General features: G+C 67.1%; 20 protein-coding genes and 2 pseudogenes. 18 read left to right on the forward strand and 4 right to left on the reverse strand.

Annotation, left to right across the window (positions count from 1 at the left end; translation table 11 throughout):
• The first annotated feature begins 287 nt into the window (after window positions 1-287).
• The gene (locus ACWGH4_RS06665) at window positions 288-620 is read left to right on the forward strand and encodes a hypothetical protein (RefSeq protein ID WP_453456492.1); all 333 of its coding nucleotides are present in this window, start codon (window positions 288-290) and stop codon (window positions 618-620) included.
• Window positions 621-864: 244 nt separating this feature from the next.
• On the opposite strand, the gene ACWGH4_RS06670 is transcribed toward ACWGH4_RS06665, so the two are convergent.
• Window positions 865-1,458 carry a YdeI/OmpD-associated family protein gene (locus ACWGH4_RS06670; protein WP_453456558.1) on the reverse strand — a complete coding sequence of 198 codons (594 nt, stop codon included), beginning with the start codon at window positions 1,456-1,458 and terminating at the stop codon, window positions 865-867.
• A gap of 785 nt (window positions 1,459-2,243) precedes the next feature.
• Here ACWGH4_RS06670 and ACWGH4_RS06675 point away from each other — a divergent pair.
• The gene (locus ACWGH4_RS06675; protein ID WP_453456495.1) at window positions 2,244-3,242 is read left to right on the forward strand and encodes an endonuclease/exonuclease/phosphatase family protein; all 999 of its coding nucleotides are present in this window, start codon (window positions 2,244-2,246) and stop codon (window positions 3,240-3,242) included.
• 402 nt (window positions 3,243-3,644) lie between these two features.
• Window positions 3,645-3,941, forward strand: a complete 297-nt coding sequence (locus ACWGH4_RS06680) for a GYD domain-containing protein (RefSeq protein WP_453456498.1) — start codon at window positions 3,645-3,647, stop codon at window positions 3,939-3,941.
• 756 nt (window positions 3,942-4,697) lie between these two features.
• Here ACWGH4_RS06680 and ACWGH4_RS06685 read toward each other — a convergent pair.
• The 3 genes from ACWGH4_RS06685 to ACWGH4_RS06695 all read right to left on the reverse strand — a co-directional run bounded on the left by ACWGH4_RS06685 (window position 4,698) and on the right by ACWGH4_RS06695 (window position 10,941).
• Window positions 4,698-8,159, reverse strand: a complete 3,462-nt coding sequence (locus tag ACWGH4_RS06685) for a DEAD/DEAH box helicase family protein (RefSeq protein ID WP_453456501.1) — start codon at window positions 8,157-8,159, stop codon at window positions 4,698-4,700.
• A 65-nt stretch (window positions 8,160-8,224) separates the two neighbouring features.
• Window positions 8,225-9,424, reverse strand: a complete 1,200-nt coding sequence (locus tag ACWGH4_RS06690) for a restriction endonuclease subunit S (RefSeq protein ID WP_453456504.1) — start codon at window positions 9,422-9,424, stop codon at window positions 8,225-8,227.
• Window positions 9,421-10,941, reverse strand: coding sequence for a type I restriction-modification system subunit M (locus ACWGH4_RS06695; RefSeq protein WP_453456508.1), 1,521 nt, complete (start codon window positions 10,939-10,941; stop codon window positions 9,421-9,423). Before ACWGH4_RS06695 ends, ACWGH4_RS06690 begins: the two co-directional genes overlap by 4 nt.
• Window positions 10,942-11,541: 600 nt before the next feature.
• Between ACWGH4_RS06695 and ACWGH4_RS06700 the strand changes: the two genes are divergently transcribed.
• From ACWGH4_RS06700 to ACWGH4_RS06770, 15 genes and pseudogenes are all read left to right on the forward strand, one after another.
• Entirely contained in the window at window positions 11,542-12,369 is an 828-nt protein-coding gene (locus tag ACWGH4_RS06700; protein ID WP_453456511.1) for a helix-turn-helix domain-containing protein, read from the forward strand.
• A gap of 97 nt (window positions 12,370-12,466) precedes the next feature.
• Window positions 12,467-12,856 carry an ATP-binding protein gene (locus ACWGH4_RS06705; protein WP_189471040.1) on the forward strand — a complete coding sequence of 130 codons (390 nt, stop codon included), beginning with the start codon at window positions 12,467-12,469 and terminating at the stop codon, window positions 12,854-12,856.
• Between the two features lie 175 nt (window positions 12,857-13,031).
• A complete protein-coding gene (locus tag ACWGH4_RS06710; protein WP_453456515.1) occupies window positions 13,032-13,883 on the forward strand; it encodes a sigma factor-like helix-turn-helix DNA-binding protein in 852 nt (283 codons plus the stop codon).
• On the forward strand, window positions 13,880-14,701 hold the full coding sequence (locus ACWGH4_RS06715) for a protein phosphatase 2C domain-containing protein (RefSeq protein WP_453456518.1): 822 nt from the start codon (window positions 13,880-13,882) through the stop codon (window positions 14,699-14,701). Before ACWGH4_RS06710 ends, ACWGH4_RS06715 begins: the two co-directional genes overlap by 4 nt.
• A gap of 180 nt (window positions 14,702-14,881) precedes the next feature.
• Window positions 14,882-15,229, forward strand: a complete 348-nt coding sequence (locus ACWGH4_RS06720) for an SCO3933 family regulatory protein (protein WP_453456521.1) — start codon at window positions 14,882-14,884, stop codon at window positions 15,227-15,229.
• Window positions 15,230-15,234: 5 nt separating this feature from the next.
• Window positions 15,235-16,599 (forward strand): FtsK/SpoIIIE domain-containing protein, encoded by a 1,365-nt coding sequence (locus ACWGH4_RS06725; protein ID WP_453456524.1) that lies wholly within the window; start codon window positions 15,235-15,237, stop codon window positions 16,597-16,599.
• Between the two features lie 85 nt (window positions 16,600-16,684).
• Window positions 16,685-16,900, forward strand: coding sequence for a hypothetical protein (locus ACWGH4_RS06730; protein WP_453456527.1), 216 nt, complete (start codon window positions 16,685-16,687; stop codon window positions 16,898-16,900).
• A 24-nt stretch (window positions 16,901-16,924) separates the two neighbouring features.
• A complete protein-coding gene (locus ACWGH4_RS06735) occupies window positions 16,925-17,635 on the forward strand; it encodes a DUF2637 domain-containing protein (protein ID WP_453456530.1) in 711 nt (236 codons plus the stop codon).
• Between the two features lie 13 nt (window positions 17,636-17,648).
• Window positions 17,649-17,828 (forward strand): annotated as a pseudogene (locus ACWGH4_RS06740) (mobile element transfer protein).
• 14 nt (window positions 17,829-17,842) lie between these two features.
• Entirely contained in the window at window positions 17,843-17,998 is a 156-nt protein-coding gene (locus ACWGH4_RS06745) for a hypothetical protein (protein WP_453456533.1), read from the forward strand.
• 20 nt (window positions 17,999-18,018) lie between these two features.
• The gene (locus ACWGH4_RS06750) at window positions 18,019-18,324 is read left to right on the forward strand and encodes a SpdD-like protein (RefSeq protein ID WP_453456536.1); all 306 of its coding nucleotides are present in this window, start codon (window positions 18,019-18,021) and stop codon (window positions 18,322-18,324) included.
• Between the two features lie 100 nt (window positions 18,325-18,424).
• Window positions 18,425-19,801 carry a replication initiator gene (locus tag ACWGH4_RS06755; protein ID WP_453456539.1) on the forward strand — a complete coding sequence of 459 codons (1,377 nt, stop codon included), beginning with the start codon at window positions 18,425-18,427 and terminating at the stop codon, window positions 19,799-19,801.
• A pseudogene (locus tag ACWGH4_RS06760) lies at window positions 19,801-19,970 on the forward strand (helix-turn-helix transcriptional regulator). Before ACWGH4_RS06755 ends, ACWGH4_RS06760 begins: the two are co-directional and overlap by 1 nt.
• A complete protein-coding gene (locus ACWGH4_RS06765; protein ID WP_453456542.1) occupies window positions 19,967-21,340 on the forward strand; it encodes a tyrosine-type recombinase/integrase in 1,374 nt (457 codons plus the stop codon). The pseudogene ACWGH4_RS06760 and the gene ACWGH4_RS06765 overlap by 4 nt, the downstream one beginning before the upstream one ends.
• 240 nt (window positions 21,341-21,580) lie before the next feature.
• Complete coding sequence (locus tag ACWGH4_RS06770) at window positions 21,581-21,877, forward strand: GYD domain-containing protein (protein ID WP_453456545.1); 297 nt, start codon at window positions 21,581-21,583, stop codon at window positions 21,875-21,877.
• The last annotated feature ends 201 nt before the right edge of the window (window positions 21,878-22,078 follow it).

The following is a 22,078-nucleotide window of genomic DNA, read 5'->3' on the forward strand; positions in this document are numbered from 1 at the left end:
GCCCCGCCCCCGACGACCGGGGGCGGGGCCGAACTCGTCCAACGGCCCCGGCCGCGGGGGCACGCGCGTCGTGCGTCTCACTCGTTTCAGCGGTGCATCCCCGCACGTATGAAATCGTGTCAGCGATATTCGCATGTGATCACGCTCGTCATGAACGCGGACGACGCCTTGGAGTGCGGCAGCAGGATGGCACTGGCGGCTCTGGTCCGGCAGGAAGCGATCGCGCGCATGACGGAGCCGGAGGGGATCGCGGCCGCGCGCGTGAACCTCCGCCCGGAACACGGAAGATGATGAATCAGGACGCGTACCACCGCGAGCTGGAGTATCTGGTCCAGTACGCCCACGACGACTGGCTCGGCTTCTCCGTCATCACCGGCTCCGTGGGCAGCCTCCTCGGACGCGGCGCCTCGTACCAGGAGCAGTTGACGTTGCTCCTGCGGATCGTCGACGACCTGTACGACGCCGGAGCGCGCGCGGGTGATCTGACGGAGTCCGCCCAAGGGCCGTTCCTGCTGTGGCGGCTGGACAAGGCCGAGGTCCACGCCCGGATCGCGGCAGAGGTCGGGTCGCATTCCCGGTTGCCCGACTCAGGCGACGTCTGCTGGTTCACGGTGCCGTGACGACGTCGGCTCCGAGGGCGTTGCGTGCGGTCTGGCGCAGCCGGGGCGGTTCGGCAGATGAGCGGGGCACGCTGCCGCGGTCCGCGACTACCGGGAAGCGGTGATCCTCAGCCGACCGCCCGGCTGGTCGGCGACATGTATGACGCCGGATCCGAGATTCGGTGAGGGCGCCGGGTGGCTGCTGCCGGGGCCGTGGGCGTGCCGGGAGCCCCAGGGCACCACGTGGCCGTGGCCGTCTCCGCGACTACGGGTACAGCTTCTCGCCCTCTGCCAGCATCGCTACGTACTTCTCGATCCGGCGCGCCCGGGTCTCGGCCTTCTTGGCGTCCTGGATCCGGTACAGGATCGCGTAGCGGTTCTGCCGGTCCAGCGTCTCGAAGAACGCCGCCGCTGCCGGGTCGGCGGCCAGGGCCACTGCGAGGTCGTCCGGCACCGTGGCGGTGCTCGCGCCGTCGTAGGCCGCCTCCCAGCGGCCGTCCGCTTTGGCGCGGTCGACCTCGGCCTGCCCCGGCGGACGCATCCGGCCCTGCTCGATCAGGGTGGTCACCTTGTCCCGGTTGATCTTGGACCACTTGCTGCTCGGCCTGCGCGGGGTGAACCGCTGGAGCCACCACTGGTCGTCGAACTTGGCCTTCTGGCCGTCGATCCAGCCGTAACAGAGTGCCCCGTCGAGCGCCTGGGCGTAGTCCAGCGCGACGACCCCGGGGCGCTTCTTGCGCAGCTTGAGCCAGATGCCGGGCGAGACGGCGTGGTTCTCGCCGAGCCAAGCCTCGAACGCCTCGGCGGATTCGAATGCGACGATCTCCAAGTCCTGAGTCACCCCGGCAGCGAACCACACCCGGCCGATCGTCGTGAGGCATTCGGGCATGGCGACGGGGCCAGGATGCCTGCGGCCCTGAGTGATCATTTCTGTTCTCTGCGCAGAACGCTCGTGCAGGAGCCACGGACATGGTCAACAACATGATGTTGCTGCTCGACCTCGACGGGGTGTCTGTCGTGCGGGTCGAGCGGCTGGCCGACGGGCCCCGTCGGGGACGACGGCCGAGGCGGCGCGGGCTGCCCGGGCTGTGGAGCCTTCGCCACCCGTGTCCAGGGCACGGCGGTCCGCGTGATGTCCCATATAGGCACCGCGAGTTGGAGCTCTGGTGGCACAAGCACCGCTGGGTCTGCCGGGAGACGGCCTGCCCTCAGCGGTCGTTCCATCGGGCGGATCGCCCGGATACCGGCCGGCGCGCGGATCACCACACGGGTGCGGGCGTGGGCGGGCATGTGGACGTTCACGATATTGCCCATGCTTCCCCGCTCGCCAGCCAAGTCCAGGGTTATACCAGGCCTTCGCTCAGCGCCGTGGCGCGCAAGTAAGGCGTTCGCGGCCGGGGGCCGCAGTTGAACACTCACCCGATTCGCGTGCGAAGCGCATCGGCCGGACGGCCTATACCTGGATCGCCACGTCCCATTGGCCACAATAGATTTCGCCGAAGATGCGGGCTTTCACCCGCTCTTCGCCGAAAGGTCTGCCTGATGATTCGCCGTTGGTTCACAGCCGCCCTGGGCGCGCTCCTTCTCGTACCCGGGTCACTAACCGCGGCCTCGGCCGCCGAGCACTCTGCCACGTTGCGGGTGATGACCCGCAACGTCTACCAGGGTGCCGACCTCGGGCCCGTCCTCGCCGCCACCAGCCCACAGGCGCTCGTCGCCGCGGTGACCACGGCGTACGCGAACGTCCAGGCGACGAACTTTCCCGAGCGCGCCGAGGCGCTGGCCGACGAGATCGCCGACAGCGACCCCCACCTCGTGGGCCTGCAGGAAGCCGTGCTTTGGCGCAGCCAGACCCCGGCCGGACCGGGCAGCGCCACCCACATCGAGTACGACTTCCTGCAGCTCCTCCTCGACAAGCTCTCCGCCCAGGGCAAGCACTACAGGGCCGTGGACACCGTAGAACTCAGCGACTTCGAGGCACCGCGGTCCACGCCCGCCGGCCTGCAGGACATCCGGCTCACCGACCGCAACGTACTCCTGGCCCGCACCGACCTCCCTGCGCATGTCTTCTCCGTGGCCAACGCGCAGTCGGCGCAGTTCCAGAACCACGTGCCCATCTGCCGCCCGGTACTGGGCTGCCCGCCCAATGCCCCCCTCCGGTTCCTGAGCGGCTGGGTCGCTGCCGATGCCACCCTGCGCGGGCGCACGGCTCGGGTGGTCACCACCCATCTGGACCCGCTCTCCCGTGCCGTCCAGGAGGCGCAGGCGGGCGAACTGCTCGCCGGCCCGCTGCACGCCAAACTTCCCACCGTCCTTCTCGGCGACCTCAACTCGGCCGCCGGTGGAGTCGGCGCAACACCGGGGACCGACACCCAGACCTACAACCACCTGCTGGCCGCCGGCTTCACCGACGCCTGGACCGCCACCCGCGGCGGCCGCAACCCCGGCTTGACCTGTTGCCAGGCCCCCGACCTGCGCAACACCACCTCCAGCCTCAGCCAGCGCATCGATTACGTGCTCCTCCGCGGCAACGTCACGGCACGGACGGCCAATATGGTGGGCCACACCCAGGCCGACCGCACCCCGTCAGGCCTGTGGCCCTCCGACCACGCCGGCGTCCGGAGTGTGCTCCAGCTGCGCTGAGTGACGACCGCGCATGCCTCGAGCTCGCGGCACAAGCCCAGAAGTCCACCGGCATCACGACATGACGAAGGCTCCACCGTCAGTTGGGGGGCCTTTCGTCCGCCCCAGTGGGGTCTCGAACTCGTGGTTGCCCTCAACACGCTCTCGAAGGAGCGCCCCCTCGCGAGGGGGCCTCGGCCTGGGGAATCAGGTGACGCTCAAGGTTTCGATCGTGGGGAAATCCGTGAACGCTCACACCTCAGGATGTCCGCGCCGGTGGCTTCGGGGTTTGTGTCCGGGCATGACATGAAGCCAGGCCGCCGACTTGTATCACTCGATCAGATGCGCCTCTCATGCGCATTACGCGCATGGTGCCCAGAGTTGACCACGACTTGGTGCGTCTACTTTCAGGGGTAAAGGATCATGCCGACGTTTGTTGCTCTGCTGAACTGGACCGACCAGGGGGTCCGCGGCTACAAGGACACCCCGCAACGCGCCGAAGCCTTCACGGCAGCGGCACAGAAGCTCGGGGTGAAGGTCCTGAACCTCTTCTGGACCGTCGGCCCGTACGACATCGTGGCTGTCGTAGAGGCGCCCGACGACGAGACTGCCACCGCGGTGCTCCTACAGGTCGGCGCGTTGGGCAACGTCCGCAGCACGACCCTGCGAGCCTTCGGCCGGGAGGAGATGGACCGCATCATCGCCAAGGCCAGTGGCTGAGGCCTTCCGCATTGAGGATCTCTTGGTACGGGTGACACGCTCAAGGCGGTACGGATCGAGTCCTTGGACCTGTCCGGGGCCTTCGCCGTTTCCCGGGCATGACCTGCGCCGATGCCTCAAGATCCTGTCCACGAATAGTCCACGGACCCCGACATACGCCCGCTCCGAGCGGCATACGACTGCACACGCAAGAAGACCCCAGCCTCAGCGTTTCCGCTGGTGACGGGGTCTTTGGGCACCTCATACAGGGTGCCCCCGGCAGGATTCGAACCTGCGCACACGGCTCCGGAGAGCCCTTGCGTGGAGGGCATCGTTGCAGTTCAGATCTGCGCGGGAGATCCGCACGAGGGAGCCTGTCCACAGATGGTCCACAGCATCCTGCCCACCTCATTGGTGGTCGCACCCCCTGGCAGGAACGCTGTGAACCGCCCGGATGCGGTGCCCGTGATGAAGCCGCTCGCTTTCCCTTTAAGGTCCACACGCTTCCTGGGGACTTGTGAGGCTCCATGTTTACAAGGCGTCGTACCAGCCCCCAGCAACCGCTCGGCAGTAGTCGACCGTCAGGTCAGCGCGTCCGCCAGTCCTTGTGGGGCTCGATGATGGTGCTGCCGCCCGCCCATTTCATCCTGCAGACCGGGCAGATCACGTACCACTCGTCACCTGACGCACTTTCGTCCATGTACCCGTCCTGCCCTGTCCCAGGGCACTCTTCTGTGACTTCTTCATGGCGCATTGCTTCTCCTCTGTGCCTGGTGATCAGGCCGCGCCTTCCGCGGCGACAGCGGTAGAGCGGATTGAGTGGATGACAGACACCATGATGTCCACCTCGGCCTCGGGAAAGATCGCCTCGGGACCGGTCGGGGCGAGCGCGGTGAACGGCGACTCATACAGCGCGTCGACGTCAATCGTGCCGTTGCGCGCCAGGTAGTCGATCAGCTCGTTGACGAAGCGGAGCTGGTTGGCTGTGAACGTCTTGCCTTGCTGGAAGGTATCGAAAGCCAGGGCCGCCGCCTCTCGCTCCAAGCCTGTCAGCGACCGCAGGAAAAGGCCGAGGCCGCCCTTGGCGTCCTTGATGTAGTCAATGTCTGCTGTGGTGCCGAGGCCAGCCTCGACGAAGATCTGTTCCAGCTCCGACAGGTCCGTAGCGGTGATCTGCTTGTTACGGCGGATCTTCTGGACGGCGAGTTGGTCCTGGTGAGTGTTGAGGTAGATACGGATCTTCTGCTCGAAACGGGTGAGGTTGGTGCCGATCTCCATGCCGCTGAGTGTGGCAGCGGTCAGCTCGCCGAGCTCGTCCTCAAAATCGGTGTAGACGATGCCGCGCTTGGTCTTCTCGATCAGGCGGACGAGCCCACGCAGACGGCGGCGCATGGTTTCCAGCAGGGGCAGCGTCACGTCCTGCCACCACTCGTCGCCTGCGACCTCGTCGAGCAGGAGTTGTTGGGCCTTAATCGCAGGGATGGTCAGCTGATCGAGCAGGGTGGACGCGATCTCCTGGACCTGGTCCCGTAGGCGAGTGAAGCCTGGGTCCCCATTCACCACAGTGAGTTGGAGACGGAGCGCAAGCAGGTCGAATCGCTTGGCTTCCTCGCCGGTGTCGTCCTTGTCGCGGAAGGCGGTCGGGAGCCCAGCTAGATGATCGATTACCTGGCCGTGCGCTTGATGCGTGAACGCAAGCCAGGCGTCAAAGTCGGCGAAGGCTTCAACCTGCTCGCGGTGCGGGCGGACCAAGAAGTTGTCCAGATTCATCGCTGTAACCTCGTCATGCAGCCGGGTAGCGAGGTCCCAACGCAGGCCTGACTCGGTGACCGTGCCGTCGGACTCAGGGCGTACGGCGGCCTTCGTGGCTGCCTCTTGGCCGGCGTCCGTAGCCCCGTCGAGGGCAAGGAGCAGGTCGGCACGACGCTCAAAGATCCGCTGGCTCAGAGAGGGGGCGACCTTGCCTTCAGCCCGCATCAGGTTCTGGTTGAAGAACTCGATGTTTTGGCACAGGTCGAAAACCAGGAAGCCGTCCTTACTGCGGTTTGGGCCGAACAGGTCAGGCGCGAGGCGCGTGCCACGGCCGATCATCTGCCAGAACTTGGTCTTGGAGCGCACCAGCTTGAAGAAGACGAGGTTGACAACTTCGGGGACGTCGATGCCGGTGTCCAGCATGTCGACGGAGACGGCGATCTGGGGAAGCTCTGCCGCGTCGGAGAACTTATCGATCAGGCTCTGTGCGTACTCCTTGCGGTAGGTGATGACCTGCGCGAAGGCACCCTTGAGGTGTGGGTAGTTCTTGTCGAACCGCTCGGCGATGAACTCCGCGTGATGGTTGTTGGCGGCGAAGATGATGGTCTTGCCAAGCTTGTCGCCGCCATCGACCTTCAGGCCGTGCGTCATAAGGGTCTGCAGGACCTTGTCGACAGTGTCGGCGTTGAAGAGGTACTTGTTCAGTTCCTCCGTGGTGATCTCGTCAGGGATTTCGCCGTCCTCGCTCCACTCCGTCTCGTCCCACTTCTCCTTGTCCTCGTCGGACAGGTCGTCGTACTTGATGCCGCCCCGCTGGAACTTCAGAGGGACATCGACAGCGCGCGGCGCCACCAGGTAACCCTCGGCCACCGCCTCGTCCAGGCTGTAGACATCGGTGGGCACACCGTCTTCAAGTTCGAAGCGACGATAGGTGTTCCGGTCGACTTCGTCCTTGGGCGTCGCCGTCAGGCCGACAAGAAGCGCGTCGAAGTAGTCGAAGATCGCGCCGTATCGCTGGTAGATCGAGCGATGTGCCTCGTCGATGACGATCAGGTCGAAGAAGCCGGGACCGAAGGGGCGACGACCCGCGGCGTCGGTCTGGTCGATCAGATTCATCATGGTCGGATAGGTGGAGACAAACACCCTCGCGTTGGGGTCTTTCTCCTCCAGCAGGTTCACCACCGGGGCACCGGGCAAATGCTTCTTGAACTCGTTGGTGGCCTGCTTGACCAGGGCCTTGCGGTCGGCGAGGAAGAGGATGCGCTTGGCCCAGTTAGCGCGCATCATCAGGTCGCTGAGCGCGATCACGGTGCGGGTTTTGCCAGAGCCGGTCGCCATCACGAGCAGGGCGTGGCGCAGCGAGTCCTTTTCGAAGGAGTCGGCGATCCGTCTTATCGCGTGGGACTGATAGTGGCGGCCGGCAATCTGCTCGTTGATCGGCAGCTTGGCGAGGCTGCGGCGGCTGGCACGGCGCTGGACCAGGAGACGCAGCTCGTCCTTGGTGTAGAAACCCTGGACCTCACGGGGTGGGTAGTTGAGGTCGTCGAACAGGTAGGTGCGGTAGCCGTTGGTGTAGAAAATCACCGGCCGCTGCTTGAATTGGGATTCCAGAGCATCCGCGTAGAGCGTCGCCTGGTACTTGCCCTGCTTCGGGTCGCGGGTGGTCCGCTTAGCTTCAACAACAGCCAGGGGCTTGCCGTCGTCGTCCCACAAGACGTAGTCGACCTTGCCTTTACCTGACGGCGCGGCCGAGGTAGGCAAGCCGGTGACCGGGTATTCACGGTCCCTCGGCTGTTCCAGCGCCCAGCCGGCCTCCTTGAGGAGGAGGTCTATGATCAGGGTGCGAGTCTCGGCCTCGTTGTAGTCGTGGGTGTCCGGCTGCGCCTCGTTTACGGCCTTGGCCGCCTTGATCTGCGCGCGCAGCTCGGCGATCTCGGCGTCGAGGTCCTGGTTCTTCTTCCGCTCGGCGGCCAGCGCGGCATCCTGCGCGGCGTACTTCTCGGCCTGCGCCTTCAGCTCGGCCTGCTTGGCAATCCGAACCTCAGCCGGGACCGGCCGAGGTATCAGCGCCGTGTCGAATGCGAGCGTGGCCGCGGGCAGTTGGGCCTGGTCGCGAGTGTAGGTACGGGCCATCCAGTATAGGACGTGGAAGAGCTCAGCGACCGTGCGTACCGCATCCTTCGGAGCGACGGGGGTCTTGCGATGCACGGCGACATTGCCGTGGCGACGAATGACATCCATCTTCGCCCGAATCGCAGGGCCGGCGACCTTCACCAGGGTCGGCTCAGCAATCAGCGCCGCCAGATCGCTGTGGTACGGCAGCTTGAGCGCGTCATCGGCCTCGAACAGCCACGCCACCGAGAGCTCCAGCACCCGCCGCGCGTAGAACGCGGACGCCCGCGGGTCCGCGTAAGCCAGTCGCTCGGCATATACCGCCTCACGGTGCAGGTCAGGCCACTCGGCTTGGAGGAACCCGAAGTTGCTCACGGTTGGGACCTTTCACTGGTGCGGGCGAAGAATTGCGAGCGCAGCACTGAGCGCAACGACGGCGTTCAGCCGACGGGCGCAACGGCGTTGGGCAAAATTTCACCGCGAAACGCACGGTGCTGAAGTGATGCGAATAGGGCATCGAGTAGCGAAAGGTGCGCGGTTTGAATTTCTTTCTGCCTGCGGATCAATTGAACACGCGAGGTGAATTCCGCCTGCAGTCTCGGCGAGGGGATCATGATCACCGTCTCGGAGAGCTGCTTGATATTGAGAGTGGGCTGCGCGACAGTACGCAATTCGCTAACGAAATAGTGCTGGACGCTGGCAGCACGGAGATGCTCGGCGATGTATTCTCGCAGCGACTCTGAAGAAATCGGGATTCTCGCAACGGCGCGCGCAATATTGGATCCGATATCAGAATCATTGACGAGAGCGACTGTCCCAATGGAACCCACGCAACCGACTAGAACCTCGTTCCCCCTGAGGCGGGAACGCGAATACTTTGCCTCAATCTGCGGATCAATCCTTTTGATCGCAGAGCGGTCTACGCGCCCATTCAAAAGATCGCCCACGCGCACAAGAGGGACGCCGCCTGGGTGGTCATCACCTGGCTGAACTACGCCGTAGTTGATTCGGTCAGTTGAGTCGGCCAGATTGGCTAGGGTGTCCGTGGGCCAGTCCATAGGATTCTGGCGCGGGTTGCCGAACATGTCGAGGAAGACAGACTGGGCGAGACCGTCGAGGAGAGCAATGGCTGTGCGCCGCTTGGTGCGTAGCGCATCCACGTGGTCCAACAACCGTGCGATGTGCAGCTGCTCGGTTCGAGGGGGCAGGGGAATCAATGAATCCTTGATGATCCGATCAGAGACGGCGGGATAACTTTGCCCAGTGGCCTGCCGGATCATCTCAGAGATAAAAGGTGAGGAACGCACCCAATGGAACAGGTAGGCGGACTGCAGTTCGGTCGTTGGTCGCAGAACCGTGAATCCCGTAGATGCCGTCGCCCCGTCCAAGCTGCTCGGCACGACTGCGACACCATTAAGATTCGGCCTCACAGTAGAGACGAGAACGTCTCCCTCGCGGACCAATTGTCGTGCCCGGCTGGGCGCACTTCCGGGAGCCACTTTCTGAGGCTTGACGATCTCCTTGGTCAGCGGATCGATCGAGCTGAGATCGATGTAGGTAAAGTCATCGACAGACTGAGATCGTGCCGGATTCCATGTGGCGACCCTCTCAATGAGTTCACCGATGGGGCGAAGCTTCATCCCAGCATCCCCTTCAGCTCACTCATCCCCTGCTGGATCTCCGCCTCGATCTGAGCCAGATCGTCCAAGATCCTATTCGGCGCCCGATGATCGACCTCTTCGTGAACGATCTCCTTGTACCGGTTGAGGCTCAGGTCGTAGCCCTGCGCGACGATGTCCACCTTGGGGACACAGAAGCTCTGTTCAGTCCGTGCCCGCTCCTGCTCGCTGCCATTGCGGCGTCGCCAGCGCGCGAGCACATCAGGAAGGTTGTTCTTGTCGTGCTCGTCCGTGCTCAGCGCACCACCACCGACGAGCGGCCCGAGTTTGTCCTCTGGCAACTGTGGCGCGCGCTTGTCGTCGAGGCTCCAGCCATCCGCGGTGACCTCGTAGAACCAGACGCTGTCTGTGCCCCCGCTGTTGGTCTTTGTGAAGAACAGGATGGCCGTGGAGACTGCCGCATACGGCTTGAAGGCGCCAGCGGGCAGCTTTACCACCGCGTCCAGCTTGTGACCCTCGACGAGCAGCTTCCGCAACTCCTTGTGCGCTTTGCTGGTGCCGAAGAGTACGCCGTCCGGCACGATGACTGCTGCCCGGCCACCGGGCTTGAGTAGACGCAAAAACAGGGCCAGGAACAGCAGCTCGGTCTTCTTGGTCTTGACGACCTTCTGCAAGTCTGCCGCTGTCGCGTCATAGTCGAGGCTCCCGGCAAACGGCGGATTGGCGAGGATAAGGGAGTACTGGTCGGCCTCGCCTGCCGCGCTCTGGGCGAGCGAGTCTCGGTAGCGGATGTCAGGGTTCTCGACCGAGTGCAGCAGCATGTTCATGCTGCCGATACGGAGCATGGTGCTGTCGAAGTCGAAGCCGTGGAACATGCTCTCGTTGAAGTGCTGCCGCTGTGCTGGCTCGAACAACGCCTCGCGGTGGGTACGCTCCACGTACTCTGCGGAAGCCACCAGGAAGCCAGCCGTGCCGCACGCGGGGTCGCAGATCTCGTCGCCCGGCTGTGGGGCCATCATCTCCACCATCAGCTGGATGATGTGCCGGGGCGTACGGAACTGGCCGTTCTGCCCAGCTGTGGCGATCTTGCTGAGCATGTACTCGTATAGATCGCCCTTGGTGTCCTTGTCGCCCATGTCGATGCCGTTGATCATGTCGACGGCCTTGGTGAGGAGGTTCGAGGTCGTGATGGTGAACCGCGCGTCCTTCATGTGGTGCGCATAGGTGGACCCCTCACCACCCAGCGTGCGCAGCCAGGGGAAGATACCGTCACGCACCCGGGTGAGCATGTTCTCAGGGGACTCGTTGATGAACACCGACCAACGCAGGACCTGGGTGTCGTCCGCGTAGATCGGGTTCGCGACCGGCCGCCCGGTGCGATTGGCCCTGTTCTCCTTGGCCTGCTCCAGGATGTCGAGGCGCCGGATGAACATCAGATAGGTGATCTGTTCGATGACCTCCAGCGGGTTGGAGATACCTCCTGACCAGAAGGCGTCCCACAGTCGATCGATCTTGCTCTTCAGCTCACCTGTAATCACGGATGCAGGCTAGCGCAGCGCACCGACACGCGAGGGCGACATGGGTTTTTAGTAACGAGTGGCCGTTTGCTGGTGCATGGTCTGGTCTGACTTCGGGACTCGGCGGGACTGGTTGCTCTTTAGCTGCATGGCGCCTCGGTACGAGGTCGGCGGAGCGGGTTTGGCCGGTGGCCTGCCTGGTCTGGGGTCGAGCATGATCAGGGGGCCGTACGCTGATTGGCAACTCGGGCAGGCTTTGGACCTGCCCGCAATGTGCACGAGTGGCCCCCTGGTCTTGCTCGACGCGGGACCCGGACCGGGGAGGTGGCTAAAGCCGTGGAGCCGACCGCCCCAGCCACGACGTACCCCTTCTCTCGCATCAGGTGGCTGCATGCTTTGAGCGCGGCACGGGCGCCGGCCGGGCTGGAGCGGGGCGGAGACAGGAGCGCAGGCCCGGCCGGGGGCCGGGCCGCGTGCGGTGAGCGGAGCGAGCCGCCTTGAACCAGTAGAGAAAGTTTGAATCACGCTCGGGGCGCTCGGTGATCACTGAGGCTCATGCACCCGGTCACCGCTGTCCCGTGGTGTAGAACCCTGGGTATGGGGAGTGAGCGGCGGGAGCGGATGAAGGCGCTCGGTGTGCGTCTTCGGGGGCTGCGTACTGAGGCCGGCCTGACAGGTGCCGTGCTGGCACAACGGGCTGGTGTGGGGCAGCCGACCGTTTCCAAGGTTGAGACCGGGCGCATGGTGCCGAGTCCTGACGTGCTGGATCGGCTCTCGCGTGCCCTCGGCCTCGACGACTCGACCGTGCGTGAGGTGCGTGACCTCCTGGTGGCCGTGGAGGCTGCCGCGGACTCCGGTCCGGCATCCGGTGATGAAGCGCCCGCCGGGGCTGTCCTCGATGAAGCGGTGCGGTCTGCTCGGCTGGTGCGGTCGTTCCAGTGTGTTGTTCTGCCGGCCATGCTCCAGAGTGCGGAGTACGCCCGGCACGTCTTCGAGAGTGCGCCGAACTCGACTCCTGAGGCGGTCGGTCGAGCTGTTGCCGCCCGTGTGGAGCGGCAGAGTGTGCTGTACGAGCCGGGGCGTGAGTCGGTGTTCGTGCTGACGGAGGCCGTGTTGCGGACCTGGCCGGGAAGTCCGGCGCTGATGCTTGCCCAGCTCGACCGGGTGCTGGCCGTCGAGAGTCTGAGCACGGTACGGCTCGGGGTCATCCCTTGGCGCCGGCCGGTGCCGCTTCTGCCTCGTCACGGGTTCACGCTGTGCGACCAACGGGCGCTCGTCGTCGAGGCGTTCACCGGTGAGCGGGTGTCGGTCGACTCTACTGAGGTGGCCGCCTATGAGGAGGCGTTCGGCCGTTTCGAGCGGGCGGCCGTTTTCGGTGACGAGGTGCGAGAGCTGCTGTTGCGGGTGATGAAGGAGTTCCGCGAGCTGGGAGACACCGTCACCCCTTAGAGGAATAATTCCTCTGTATGCCTGGCCTGTTGGTCGCGCATGGGAATACTCTGCCGCTGCGCTGTCTAGACCCCTAGACGCAGACAAGGAGCTTGCCATGCGTACAAAGTGGTGCCGCGCCTTCCCCGGCCTGGCCGAGCAAGTGGTCCAAGCCCGTCACTTCGTCGCCGCCATGATTGCCGAGGAGGGTCCGGTCGATGACGCCGTCCTGGTCGTCAGTGAGCTGGCGACCAACGCCGTGCGGCACTCGCGAAGCGGTTCGGCCGACGGCTGGTTCCTCGTAATCGTCGGCTTCGGTGACGGCCTCGTGCGCATCGAGGTGGTCGACCAGGGCGGCGAACGCGTGCCGCACCTGTGCGACGTAACCAGTCAGGAAGAGGGCGGGCGCGGGCTACTACTGATCGCGTCCTGTGCCAAGGACTGGGGCGTGAAGAACTGGCCCGACGGGCGTTCCGTATGGGCCGAACTGGCATGGGAGGGCGCGTGACCGCGCTCCTCTCGGCGATAGCCGACGGTTGCCTTGCAGGCGGTGGCGGGTGAGTCCTCGAGGTGTGCCCCGGCGGCGGTCCCGGTTCTTCGTGGTCGGCGGTCGTACGGGACGGCGCCTGCCTCCCATTCCGTCTAGGGCCCTAGACTCCTGGGTACTTCTGGGAGGTGTGGTCATGTCGGACGAGTTGCAGCGGATCATGGCGATCGATGATCCGTACATGCTCCTGCGTGAGGTCACGACGAGGTTGGCCGACGCGCAGCAGGAGGTGACCGAACTCGCCCGGCTTCGCCGCCGTGTGGTCCAAGACCTTCATGCACAAGGGCTGTCCTATGCGCAGATCGCCGAGAAGGCCGGTCTGAGCCGCGGGCGGATCCATCAGATCCGGCATACGGGGCCGGCACCCGAGGGGGCCTTCCTCGGCACGGGTGCCGTCACGGTCGTGACTCCGCTGCGGTGGGACGACGTGAAGAAGCGCCCGGTCGTCGCCATGGCCGACGTGAACTCCGGGAAGCGTCTGGAGGAGCTGGCGAAGACGTACGGGCTCAGCGTCAGCTCCGGCCACGTACTCGTGAGCGGTGAAGTCGACCTCAACCGTGACGGACTCGTCGTCGTCTGCGGGCCGGGCATGTCCCAGGCTATGAGGGACCTGTACGCCCAGGACCCGATACTCGGCTGGGAGCATCCGGAGGGCGAGCCGTGGGCGCTGGTGGACCGGCGCACCGGTACGGCGTACCACGCGGGAGCAGACATCGAGCCGCGTCGCCCGCACGATGTGGGATACCTCGGCAGGCTGCCGCGCCCGGACGGCAACGGCTCGGTGCTCGCCATCGCCGGCATCCACACGGCGGGCTCCCTCGGTGTCGTCCACCTCCTCGCCTCGGACCTCGGCACGCTGTGGGGGCAGGTGGGGGAGCGGCACTTCTCCACGCTGGTGAGCGTCGACTACGACCCCGAGACCGACGAACCGCAATCCGTCGAACTGCTCTGTCCCCTCTACCTGCACGACGAGGAGGCGACGGCGTGAACGTCGCCCTCGGCTCCCTGCCCGCCGAACCGGGCCAGCAGAACGAGGACTTCGCGGCCGTCGCTCCCGGCGCGGCCGTTCTCCTCGACGGTGCCAATGTGGCTGGGGCGGAGACCGGATGCGTGCACGGCGTCGCATGGTTCTCCTCGACGCTGGGCGGGCTGCTGCTGGGCAGCATCACGGCACACCCCGCCCAGTCGCTCGCCGACTGCCTAGCCGACGCGATCCGGGGCGTTCGCTCGTTGCACGAGGGCACCTGCGATCTGACCTATCGGGCCAGCCCGACCAGTACGGTCGTCGCGGTCCGGGCCGGTGGGGAAGCTCTGGAGTACCTCGTCCTCGGTGACTCGACCCTCCTCCTCGCCGACAGGGACGGGAAGACGACTGCCGTCACCGACCAGCGCCTGGACGAGGTCGGCAAGCGACTGCGCGCACCGGTCGATGAACTGCCCACCGGCTCACCCGAACACGCTGCCGCCCTGGCCGAGTACCGCGACGCCCTGACTGGGCTCCGCAACCAGCCGGGCGGCTTCTGGATCGCCGGCCCCGAACCGCGGGCGGCCGAGCACGCTCTCACGGGAACGGTGCCACTGGAGTCGCTGGCGTCCGTGACGCTGATGAGCGATGGCGCCACACGCCTCGCCGACCAATTCGCCCTCGCCGACTGGCGGGAGGTGCTGGCCGTCCTCGGCTCCTCCGGCCCGGACGAACTGATCCGCCGCGTGCGGGAGGCGGAGAACGGCGACCTAGACGGGCAGCGCTGGCCGCGCGGTAAGGCAAGCGACGACGCGACGGTCCTTCACTGGGTGCTCCTGTAGCGGGTCCGGGTGGCCTTCGAGACCCACTCGTATACCCCCCTAGACAGTTGACGGAGCGTCGGGTTACGGTAGCCGTCAACCCCCCTAGACAGTTAGGGCGGGCTCCTCCCTGTGCTGTCTAGGGGGGTATTCAACGGCTCGGCGTCCGTGACGGACGCCCGATCAAGTGAGGTTCACAGAATGCGTGTCATCCCCGTGGACACTTCGTCCGCCACTCTGCTGGTCACGAAGCTGCCTGAGGTCAAGGTGAGGGACCGGCAGACCGGCGAGGTGGCCGTGGACCCGGTCACCAACGACCGGCTCATGATCCTGGAGCTGGTGTTCATCGCCCAGGGCGGCTCGGACATGATCAAGGTCACCGTGCCCGAGAAGGGCATCGGCGAGGGCCTCGTCATGGGTGCGCCGGTCTTCCTGTCCGGCCTGGTGGCCCGGCCCTGGGAGAGCGAGTTCGGCGGCCGTGCCCGACACGGCATCGCCTACCGGGCGGACGCCGTCATGGTCGGTACTCCGGTCGCGGCGCAGGGCTGAGCGTCATGACCGATGCCCTGTGGGTTCTGGCGCTGGCACTGCTGGCGGTGGCCGCGCTGGTCACGGTGCGCCGTCGGCTGCCGGTCCTGTTCTGGTGGCTGGTCGGGTATCCGGTCGTCGCACTGCGGGTGCTCGCCACGTACCGGGCCACCATGGACGCCTGCGGCCTGACGGTGCCCGCCTCGGCCATGCGCCGGGCCACCGCCCGGATGATCGGGCGGCAGGCTGCTCCCGTACCGCCTCGCCATTCGCTGCCGCTGCCGACCGGGTCCGGGCTCGTGATGCGGCTGCGCATGGCGGCCGGGCAGGCACCCGAGGACTTCACCGCCTCGGCCGACCGGCTGCGGCACGCCTGGGGCGCGCACGCCGTGCACGTCCGTCCCACCAAACCGGGACGGCTGGAGCTGCGGTTGGTCGGCTGGGACGTCCTCGCCGACGTCCGGCCTCCTCGGCGGTGGCTGCGGACCGAACCGCTGTCCCTGCCGCTAGCGCTGCGCGAAGACGGACACTGGCACGTCCGGGACTTCCGCACCGTGCCACACGAACTGATCCTCGGCGCCACGCAGTCCGGCAAGTCCGTATACCTGCGGAACCTGCTGTGCGGGCTGGCCCGCCAACCCGTCGCGCTCGTCGGCATCGACTGCAAATGGGGCGTCGAACTGGCGCCGTTCGCGCCCCGGTTGTCGGCGCTCGCCGATACCTCGGTCCGTGCGAACGAACTCCTCGACGTCCTGGTGGAGGAGATGGAGGCACGGTTCCGCCTGATCGGCATGACGGGCGGGACCGGTCCGGACGCCGTGCTCACCTCGGACGTCTGGGGCCTGCCCGAGAAGGTGCGGCCGGTGCCGGTCGTGGTCGTCGTCGACGAGGTCGCCGAACTCTTCCTCGCCGCGAGCAAGGACGACGAGAAGCGGCGGGACGCCATGGTCACCAAGCTCATCCGCCTCGCCCAGCTCGGCCGCGCGGCCGGCATCTACCTGGAGGTGTGCGGGCAGCGCTTCGGCGCCGAACTCGGCAAGGGCGCCACCATGCTCCGCGCCCAGCTCACCGGACGGGTCTGCCACCGCGTCAACGACGAGACGTCCGCCAACATGGCGCTCGGCGACATCGCACCGGAAGCGGCGCTAGCGGCAACCTCCATCCCGGCCGAACGGCCCGGCGTCGCGGTCGTCGGCGACTCCTCCGGCGGCTGGTCCCGCGTCCGCTCGCCCCACCTCACCCTCGATGATGCGGCGGCCGTCTGCCGCGGCACCTCGGGTCTGGTCCCGGAACTGCCTCGCCTGAACGCCTTCCGGCCCGTCGTCGCCGAACCGGCCGGGCCGCCCCCGCTCCACGCCGCGGTGGCCACCGCTCACCCGGCGACCGAGTAACCGGGGTCCCTTTTTTTCACGGCCGGCGTGACCGCCTCGCGCCATGTCCCTACCCCGTCCATGCCCGAAACCGGAAGGAAGCCCTGTGCCACGCCCCACCATCGCCGAGGTCAGCGCGCTCATCGCCGACCTGGCCGCGCTCCGGCAGAACCACCACACCTCCGCCGAGTACGCCGCGCTCATGAGCCGTAAGGCGGACCTGCTGGAGCGCATCGCCGACCACACGCCCGGCTACACCGAGGCCGCCGAGGTGGCCCGCCTCGCCCGCGAGCGCGCTGACTCCCTCAAGTCCACCGACTGACCACGCCGGAAGGAGACCGAGCCGATGCGTGCCCACCTGGCCCGCGTGGACGCCGTGATCGTTCAGGCCGTCATCGCCGGTGCCCTGTCCTTCTCCCACCTGCACGACCTCGCCGCGGCGGCCGGACAGGACGGCTGGAAGGCATGGGCCTACCCCGTGAGCGTCGACCTGCTCCTGGTGGCCGCCTGGCGCCGGATGCGCCAGCAGCAGCGAGCGGGACAGGCGGCCGGTGGACCGCGGCTGTGGTTCCTGGTGGCCCTGGCCGCGTCCCTCGGCGCCAACATCGCCACGGCCGGGCTCCTCGACCTGGACGACGTACCGGCCTGGCTCCGCGTGACGGTCGCCGGCTGGCCCGCCGTTGCCTTCTTCGGCGGCACGCTGCTGGCCCACGCCCCGCACACCCCGGAAACACCGACGGCGCCGGCCTCCCTGGCGGCGGACGCGGAAACGGAGTCGCACACCGTTCCGTCTGTTGTCGACCGGCCCGACCGTGACGCGCTGCCGGCGTCCTCCGCCGACCCCGGACCGGCTCCGGAGCCCGTTGCCGAACCGGTGACGACTCCGGCGCCGGCGACCGCTTCCGCCGTTGCCCTGCCGCCCGCTCTCGTCGACCGCGTCCGGGCCCTGGCCGAGGAACATCGCTCGGCCACCGGCCACCCCGCCGACCCGGATGCCGTGCGCGCCCGGCTCGGCCTGCCCCCGTCCATGACCCCGTCCGTTGCCGCACACCTCTGAGAGGGGCACCGCCATGAATCCGCGTTTCCGCAACGTCCGCCGTATCGGACCGGTCAACGTCGCCTCGTACGTCGACCGCGGCCGGAACCGTCACCTGGCTGCCTGCACCGCGCCCCGCTGCGACTTCTCCGCCTAGTACGACAGCCGTGCCGCCGCTGAACTCGCCGCCCGTACCCACCGCTGCTCGGCCTGACAGGAGACCACGAAGTGGACGTTCCGCTCTGGCTCACCCTGCTCGTCGTCGGCGTTCTCGGCGTCAAGCTCATCCGCCCGCCCTGGTGGCTCATCGCCGTGCTGCTCGTCGGCGGCTACCTCCTCGCCGACAGCCTGCTCGCGCCTGTCATCGACACCGTCCTCAAGTGACCTGCGAAGGGAGAGCGTTCATGTTCCGACCGAAGGTCCCGACCGTGCCGCAGCCCACCGGCCTGGTCGCCCCGCCCGCCGTCGTCGAACCGACCACCATCACGCCGGGTACCCCGGCCCCGCCGCCGGCCCCCGTCACCCCGGCCCCGACCCGCCCGGCCGTCCGGCTCACGCCCGGCACCGCGCTTGCCCTGGTCGGCGGCGGCACCGCCGTGGTCCTGGTCGTCGGCGCCGTCCTGGTCTCCATGCTCCTCGCTGTCGCCCTCACCGCCACGTCCGTGGCCGTATGCGCCGTCGTCATCCGCTCCCTTCTCATCCGCCGCTGACCTCATCGCTCCGTCCGCCCGGCCTGCCCATGCTGTCTAGCCCCCTTGACAGCCGGGCGCTCGCACCGCACACCCACCCCTTACAAGGAGGAACCCGCACATGCGCTCTGCGGCTCCGACCGCAGCCATCCGCCAGCTGGCAGCACTCGCCCGGCACGGCGACCTCAGCACCTACGCACGCCAGATCCAGCGCCTCGGCGGCTGCGAGCGGCCCGTCCGGATGGAGGGCCACCGGCTCGATGTCCATGCCGCTACCGGTGAGATCGTCCGCGAGATCGCCGACCGCGACCTCCCGGCCGGACAACTCCTCATCCGCTGCAACAACCGCCGCGCCACTCGGTGCGCCTCCTGCGCCGAGGTGTACCGCAAAGACACGTTCCACCTCGTCACCGCGGGACTAAGCGGCGGCAAGGGCATCGGCCCGTCCGTCGCCGGGCACCCGCGCGTCTTCGCCACCTTCACCGCCCCGTCCTTCGGCCCTGTCCACAACCGCCCCGGCGGCGGTCGGTGCCGCTGCGGACGCCTCCACCCGGACGACGACCCCGCCCTCGGCGCGCCCCTGCACCCGGACCGCTATGACTACCGCGCGGCCGTCTTGTGGAACGCGCACGCTGGGGCCCTCTGGGGCCGCTTCACCACTTACCTGCGCCAGCAGCTCGCCTCCCGCGTGGGCATCAGCCGTTCGGCGCTGCGCCATTGCCTCAAGGTCTCCTATGCCAAGGTCGCCGAGTACCAGCGGCGCGGTGCCGTCCACTTCCACGCCGTCATCCGCCTCGACGGCCCGGACGGAGCCGAAGACGCCCCGCCGGCCTGGGCCACGACCGAACTCCTCACCGACGCGATCCGATCGGCGGCCCACCTCGCCGAAGCACCCGGCCCGGTCCTCGACGACCACGCGTACGCCTTCCGCTTCGGTGAACAGCTCGACATCCGCCCCATCCGTTCGGCCGACTTCGCGGGCACCTCGGAACTGTCCAGCCGCGCCGTGGCCGCCTACATCGCCAAGTACGCCACCAAGGGCGCCGAGACCGCGGGCACCCTCGACCGGCCCATCCGCAACCCGATCACGGACCTGATCGGCTCCGGCGTCACCGACCACGCCCGGCGCATGATTCTCACCTGCTGGCACCTCGGCGCCCTGCCCGAACTCGAAGACCTGCGCCTGCGCAAGTGGGCCCACATGCTCGGCTTCCGCGGCCACTTCTCCACCAAGTCCCGTGCCTACTCCGTCACCCTCGGCGCCCTCCGCCAGGAACGCGCCGACCACAACGAAGCCCTCACCCGCGAACGCGCGGCCGAGGTCGGCCACCCGCTGCCCGACCCGGACACCGTGCTCGTCCTCTCCCACTGGGTCTTCGCCGGAGTCGGCCTGACCGCTGCAGAACACCTCATCGCTCATGGCATTCCTTCGCCCGTAGCCCTGACAGACGACCACACGGAAGGAGAACCGGCGTGGACCACCGACGCGACGAATTGATGACCGTCCCGCAGATCCTTGAAGAGCTGGGGGTGTGTCCCGCCGTACTTTCTACCGCTGGCGCGAATTGGGCCAGGGGCCCGCCGCCTTCAAGCTGCCCAACGGAGAACTTCGGGTGTGGCGGAGTGACTTCACCACGTGGCTGCGGCAGTTGGAGGCGGCGGCGTGAAGTCTCTCGACGTGAAGGTCTGGAGCGTCCGTAAGCGGGACACGAAAACGCCCTCGTACGGGGTCCGCTGGTCTGTTGCGGGCAACGTCTTCTCAGAGTCCTTCCGGACCAAGGCGCTTGCCGACCACTACCGCACGAAGCTCATGCGCGCGATGCGCGACGGCGAGGAGTTCGACACGGAATCGGGTCTTCCGGCCTCGATGGAAGAGAAGAAGTCGGCCGTGTCGTGGCACGCCTTCGCTCTCAGGTACCTCGCCATGAAGTGGCCCCATGCCGCCCCCAACACACGGGACGGGATCAACGAAGCCCTCACCAGCGTGACGCTGGAACTCCTCGAGGAGCGCGCGGGACGGCCGTCTGACGAGGTGATCCGCAGAGCACTGCGCAACTGGGCTTTCGTGCTGCCGGGGCCCGATGACCGGGAAGTCCCGGAGGACGTGCGGAACGTTCTCCACTGGGTGTCCAAGGCGTCCCGGCCGCTCACCGATCTCGCTGAACCGGCCACGGCTCGCGCGGTCCTCGACTCGCTGAAGCTCAAGCTCGACGGCACGGCGGCAGCGGCGGAGACCGTGCGGCGTAAGCGTCGGACGCTCGTAAATGCCGCGAATTACGCCGTCGACCTGGGGGAGCTGCGGGAGAACCCGATCACGGCTGTCCGCTGGCAGAAGCCGAAGGTGTCCAACCAGGTCGATCCGCGGGTTGTCGCCAACCCGGAGCAGGCACGGAACCTCCTGGCGGCGGTTTCCTATGTGGGCGGATACCGGCGCGCCCGTGGTCGTCGCCTCGTGGGTCTGTTCGCTGCCATGTACTTCGGCGGTCTCCGGCCGGCGGAAGCGGTCGGCCTCGTCGAGACGGACCTGAACCTTCCCGGGCAGGGCTGGGGCTCGGCGCTGCTCCACCGGACCCGTCCGTCCGTCGGCAAGCAGTGGACCGACTCGGGGGAGACCCATGACGACCGCGGGCTGAAGAACCGGCCGACCGAGGACGTCAGGCGAGTGCCCATCCCGCCCCACCTCGTTGCCGTGCTCCGTGAGCACCTGGCCACCTTCGGCACGGCGGACGACGGGCGGCTCTTCTTCAGCGAGAAGGGCTCGGTCGTCCCGTCCTCGACCTACTACCGCGTGTGGCAGGAGGCCCGGCTCCTCGCGCTTCCGTCGGCCGTCGCGGCCTCGCCGCTCGCGAGTCGGCCGTACGACCTTCGCCACTCGGCGCTCTCGACGTGGCTCAACGCGGGTGTTGACCCCACCGAGGTTGCCGAGCGCGCTGGCAACAGCGTTGAGGTCCTGCTGAGCCGCTACGCGAAGTGCCTCGACGGACGGCAAGACGTCGCCAACCGGCGTATTGAGGATCTGTTGCGCGAGTACGAGTGATCGCAGACGACGGTAGCTCCGATGCCCGGACTTGTTCCGGGGGCATCGCCAGGCCTTGGCCGAGAGGGGCGTTCCTGTCTTCAGGAATTCCGCGCTGGTGGCTTCGGGGTTCTGTCCGGGCATGGCCATGAAGTCGGCCGGCTTCTATCACTCGTTCAGATGCGCCTCTCATGCGCATTACGCGGTTGGTGCCCAGAGTTGACCACGACTTGTTGCGTCTACTTACAGGGGTAAAGGATCATGCCGACGCTTGTTGCGCTGCTGAATTGGACCGACCAGGGAGTCCGCGGCTACAAGGACACCCCGCAACGCGCCGAAGCCTTCACGGCAGCGGCACAGAAGCTCGGGGTGAAGGTCCTGAACCTTCTCTGGACCGTCGGCCCGTACGACATCGTGGCTGTCGTAGAGGCGCCCGACGACGAGACGGCCACCGCAGTGCTCCTACAGGTCAGCGCGATGGGCAACGTCCGTAGCACGACCCTGCGAGCCTTCGGTCGGGAGGAGATGGACCGCATCATCGCCACAGCCACTGGCTGAAGGACTTCCACGTCGAGGATCCGTTGGTACGAGTGCCACGCTCGCGGCGGCAGGCCCCAAGGCCCCTGGACCTGTCCGGGGGCCTTCGCTTTTCCCGGGCATGACCTGCGCTTACGTCCCAAGATCCCGTCCACGCCTCGTCCACAGCCCCCGACATACGCCCGCTCCGAGCGGCACCCGCCTGCACATACGCGAAGACCC

This window comes from Streptomyces sp. NPDC054847 (genome assembly GCF_053610925.1).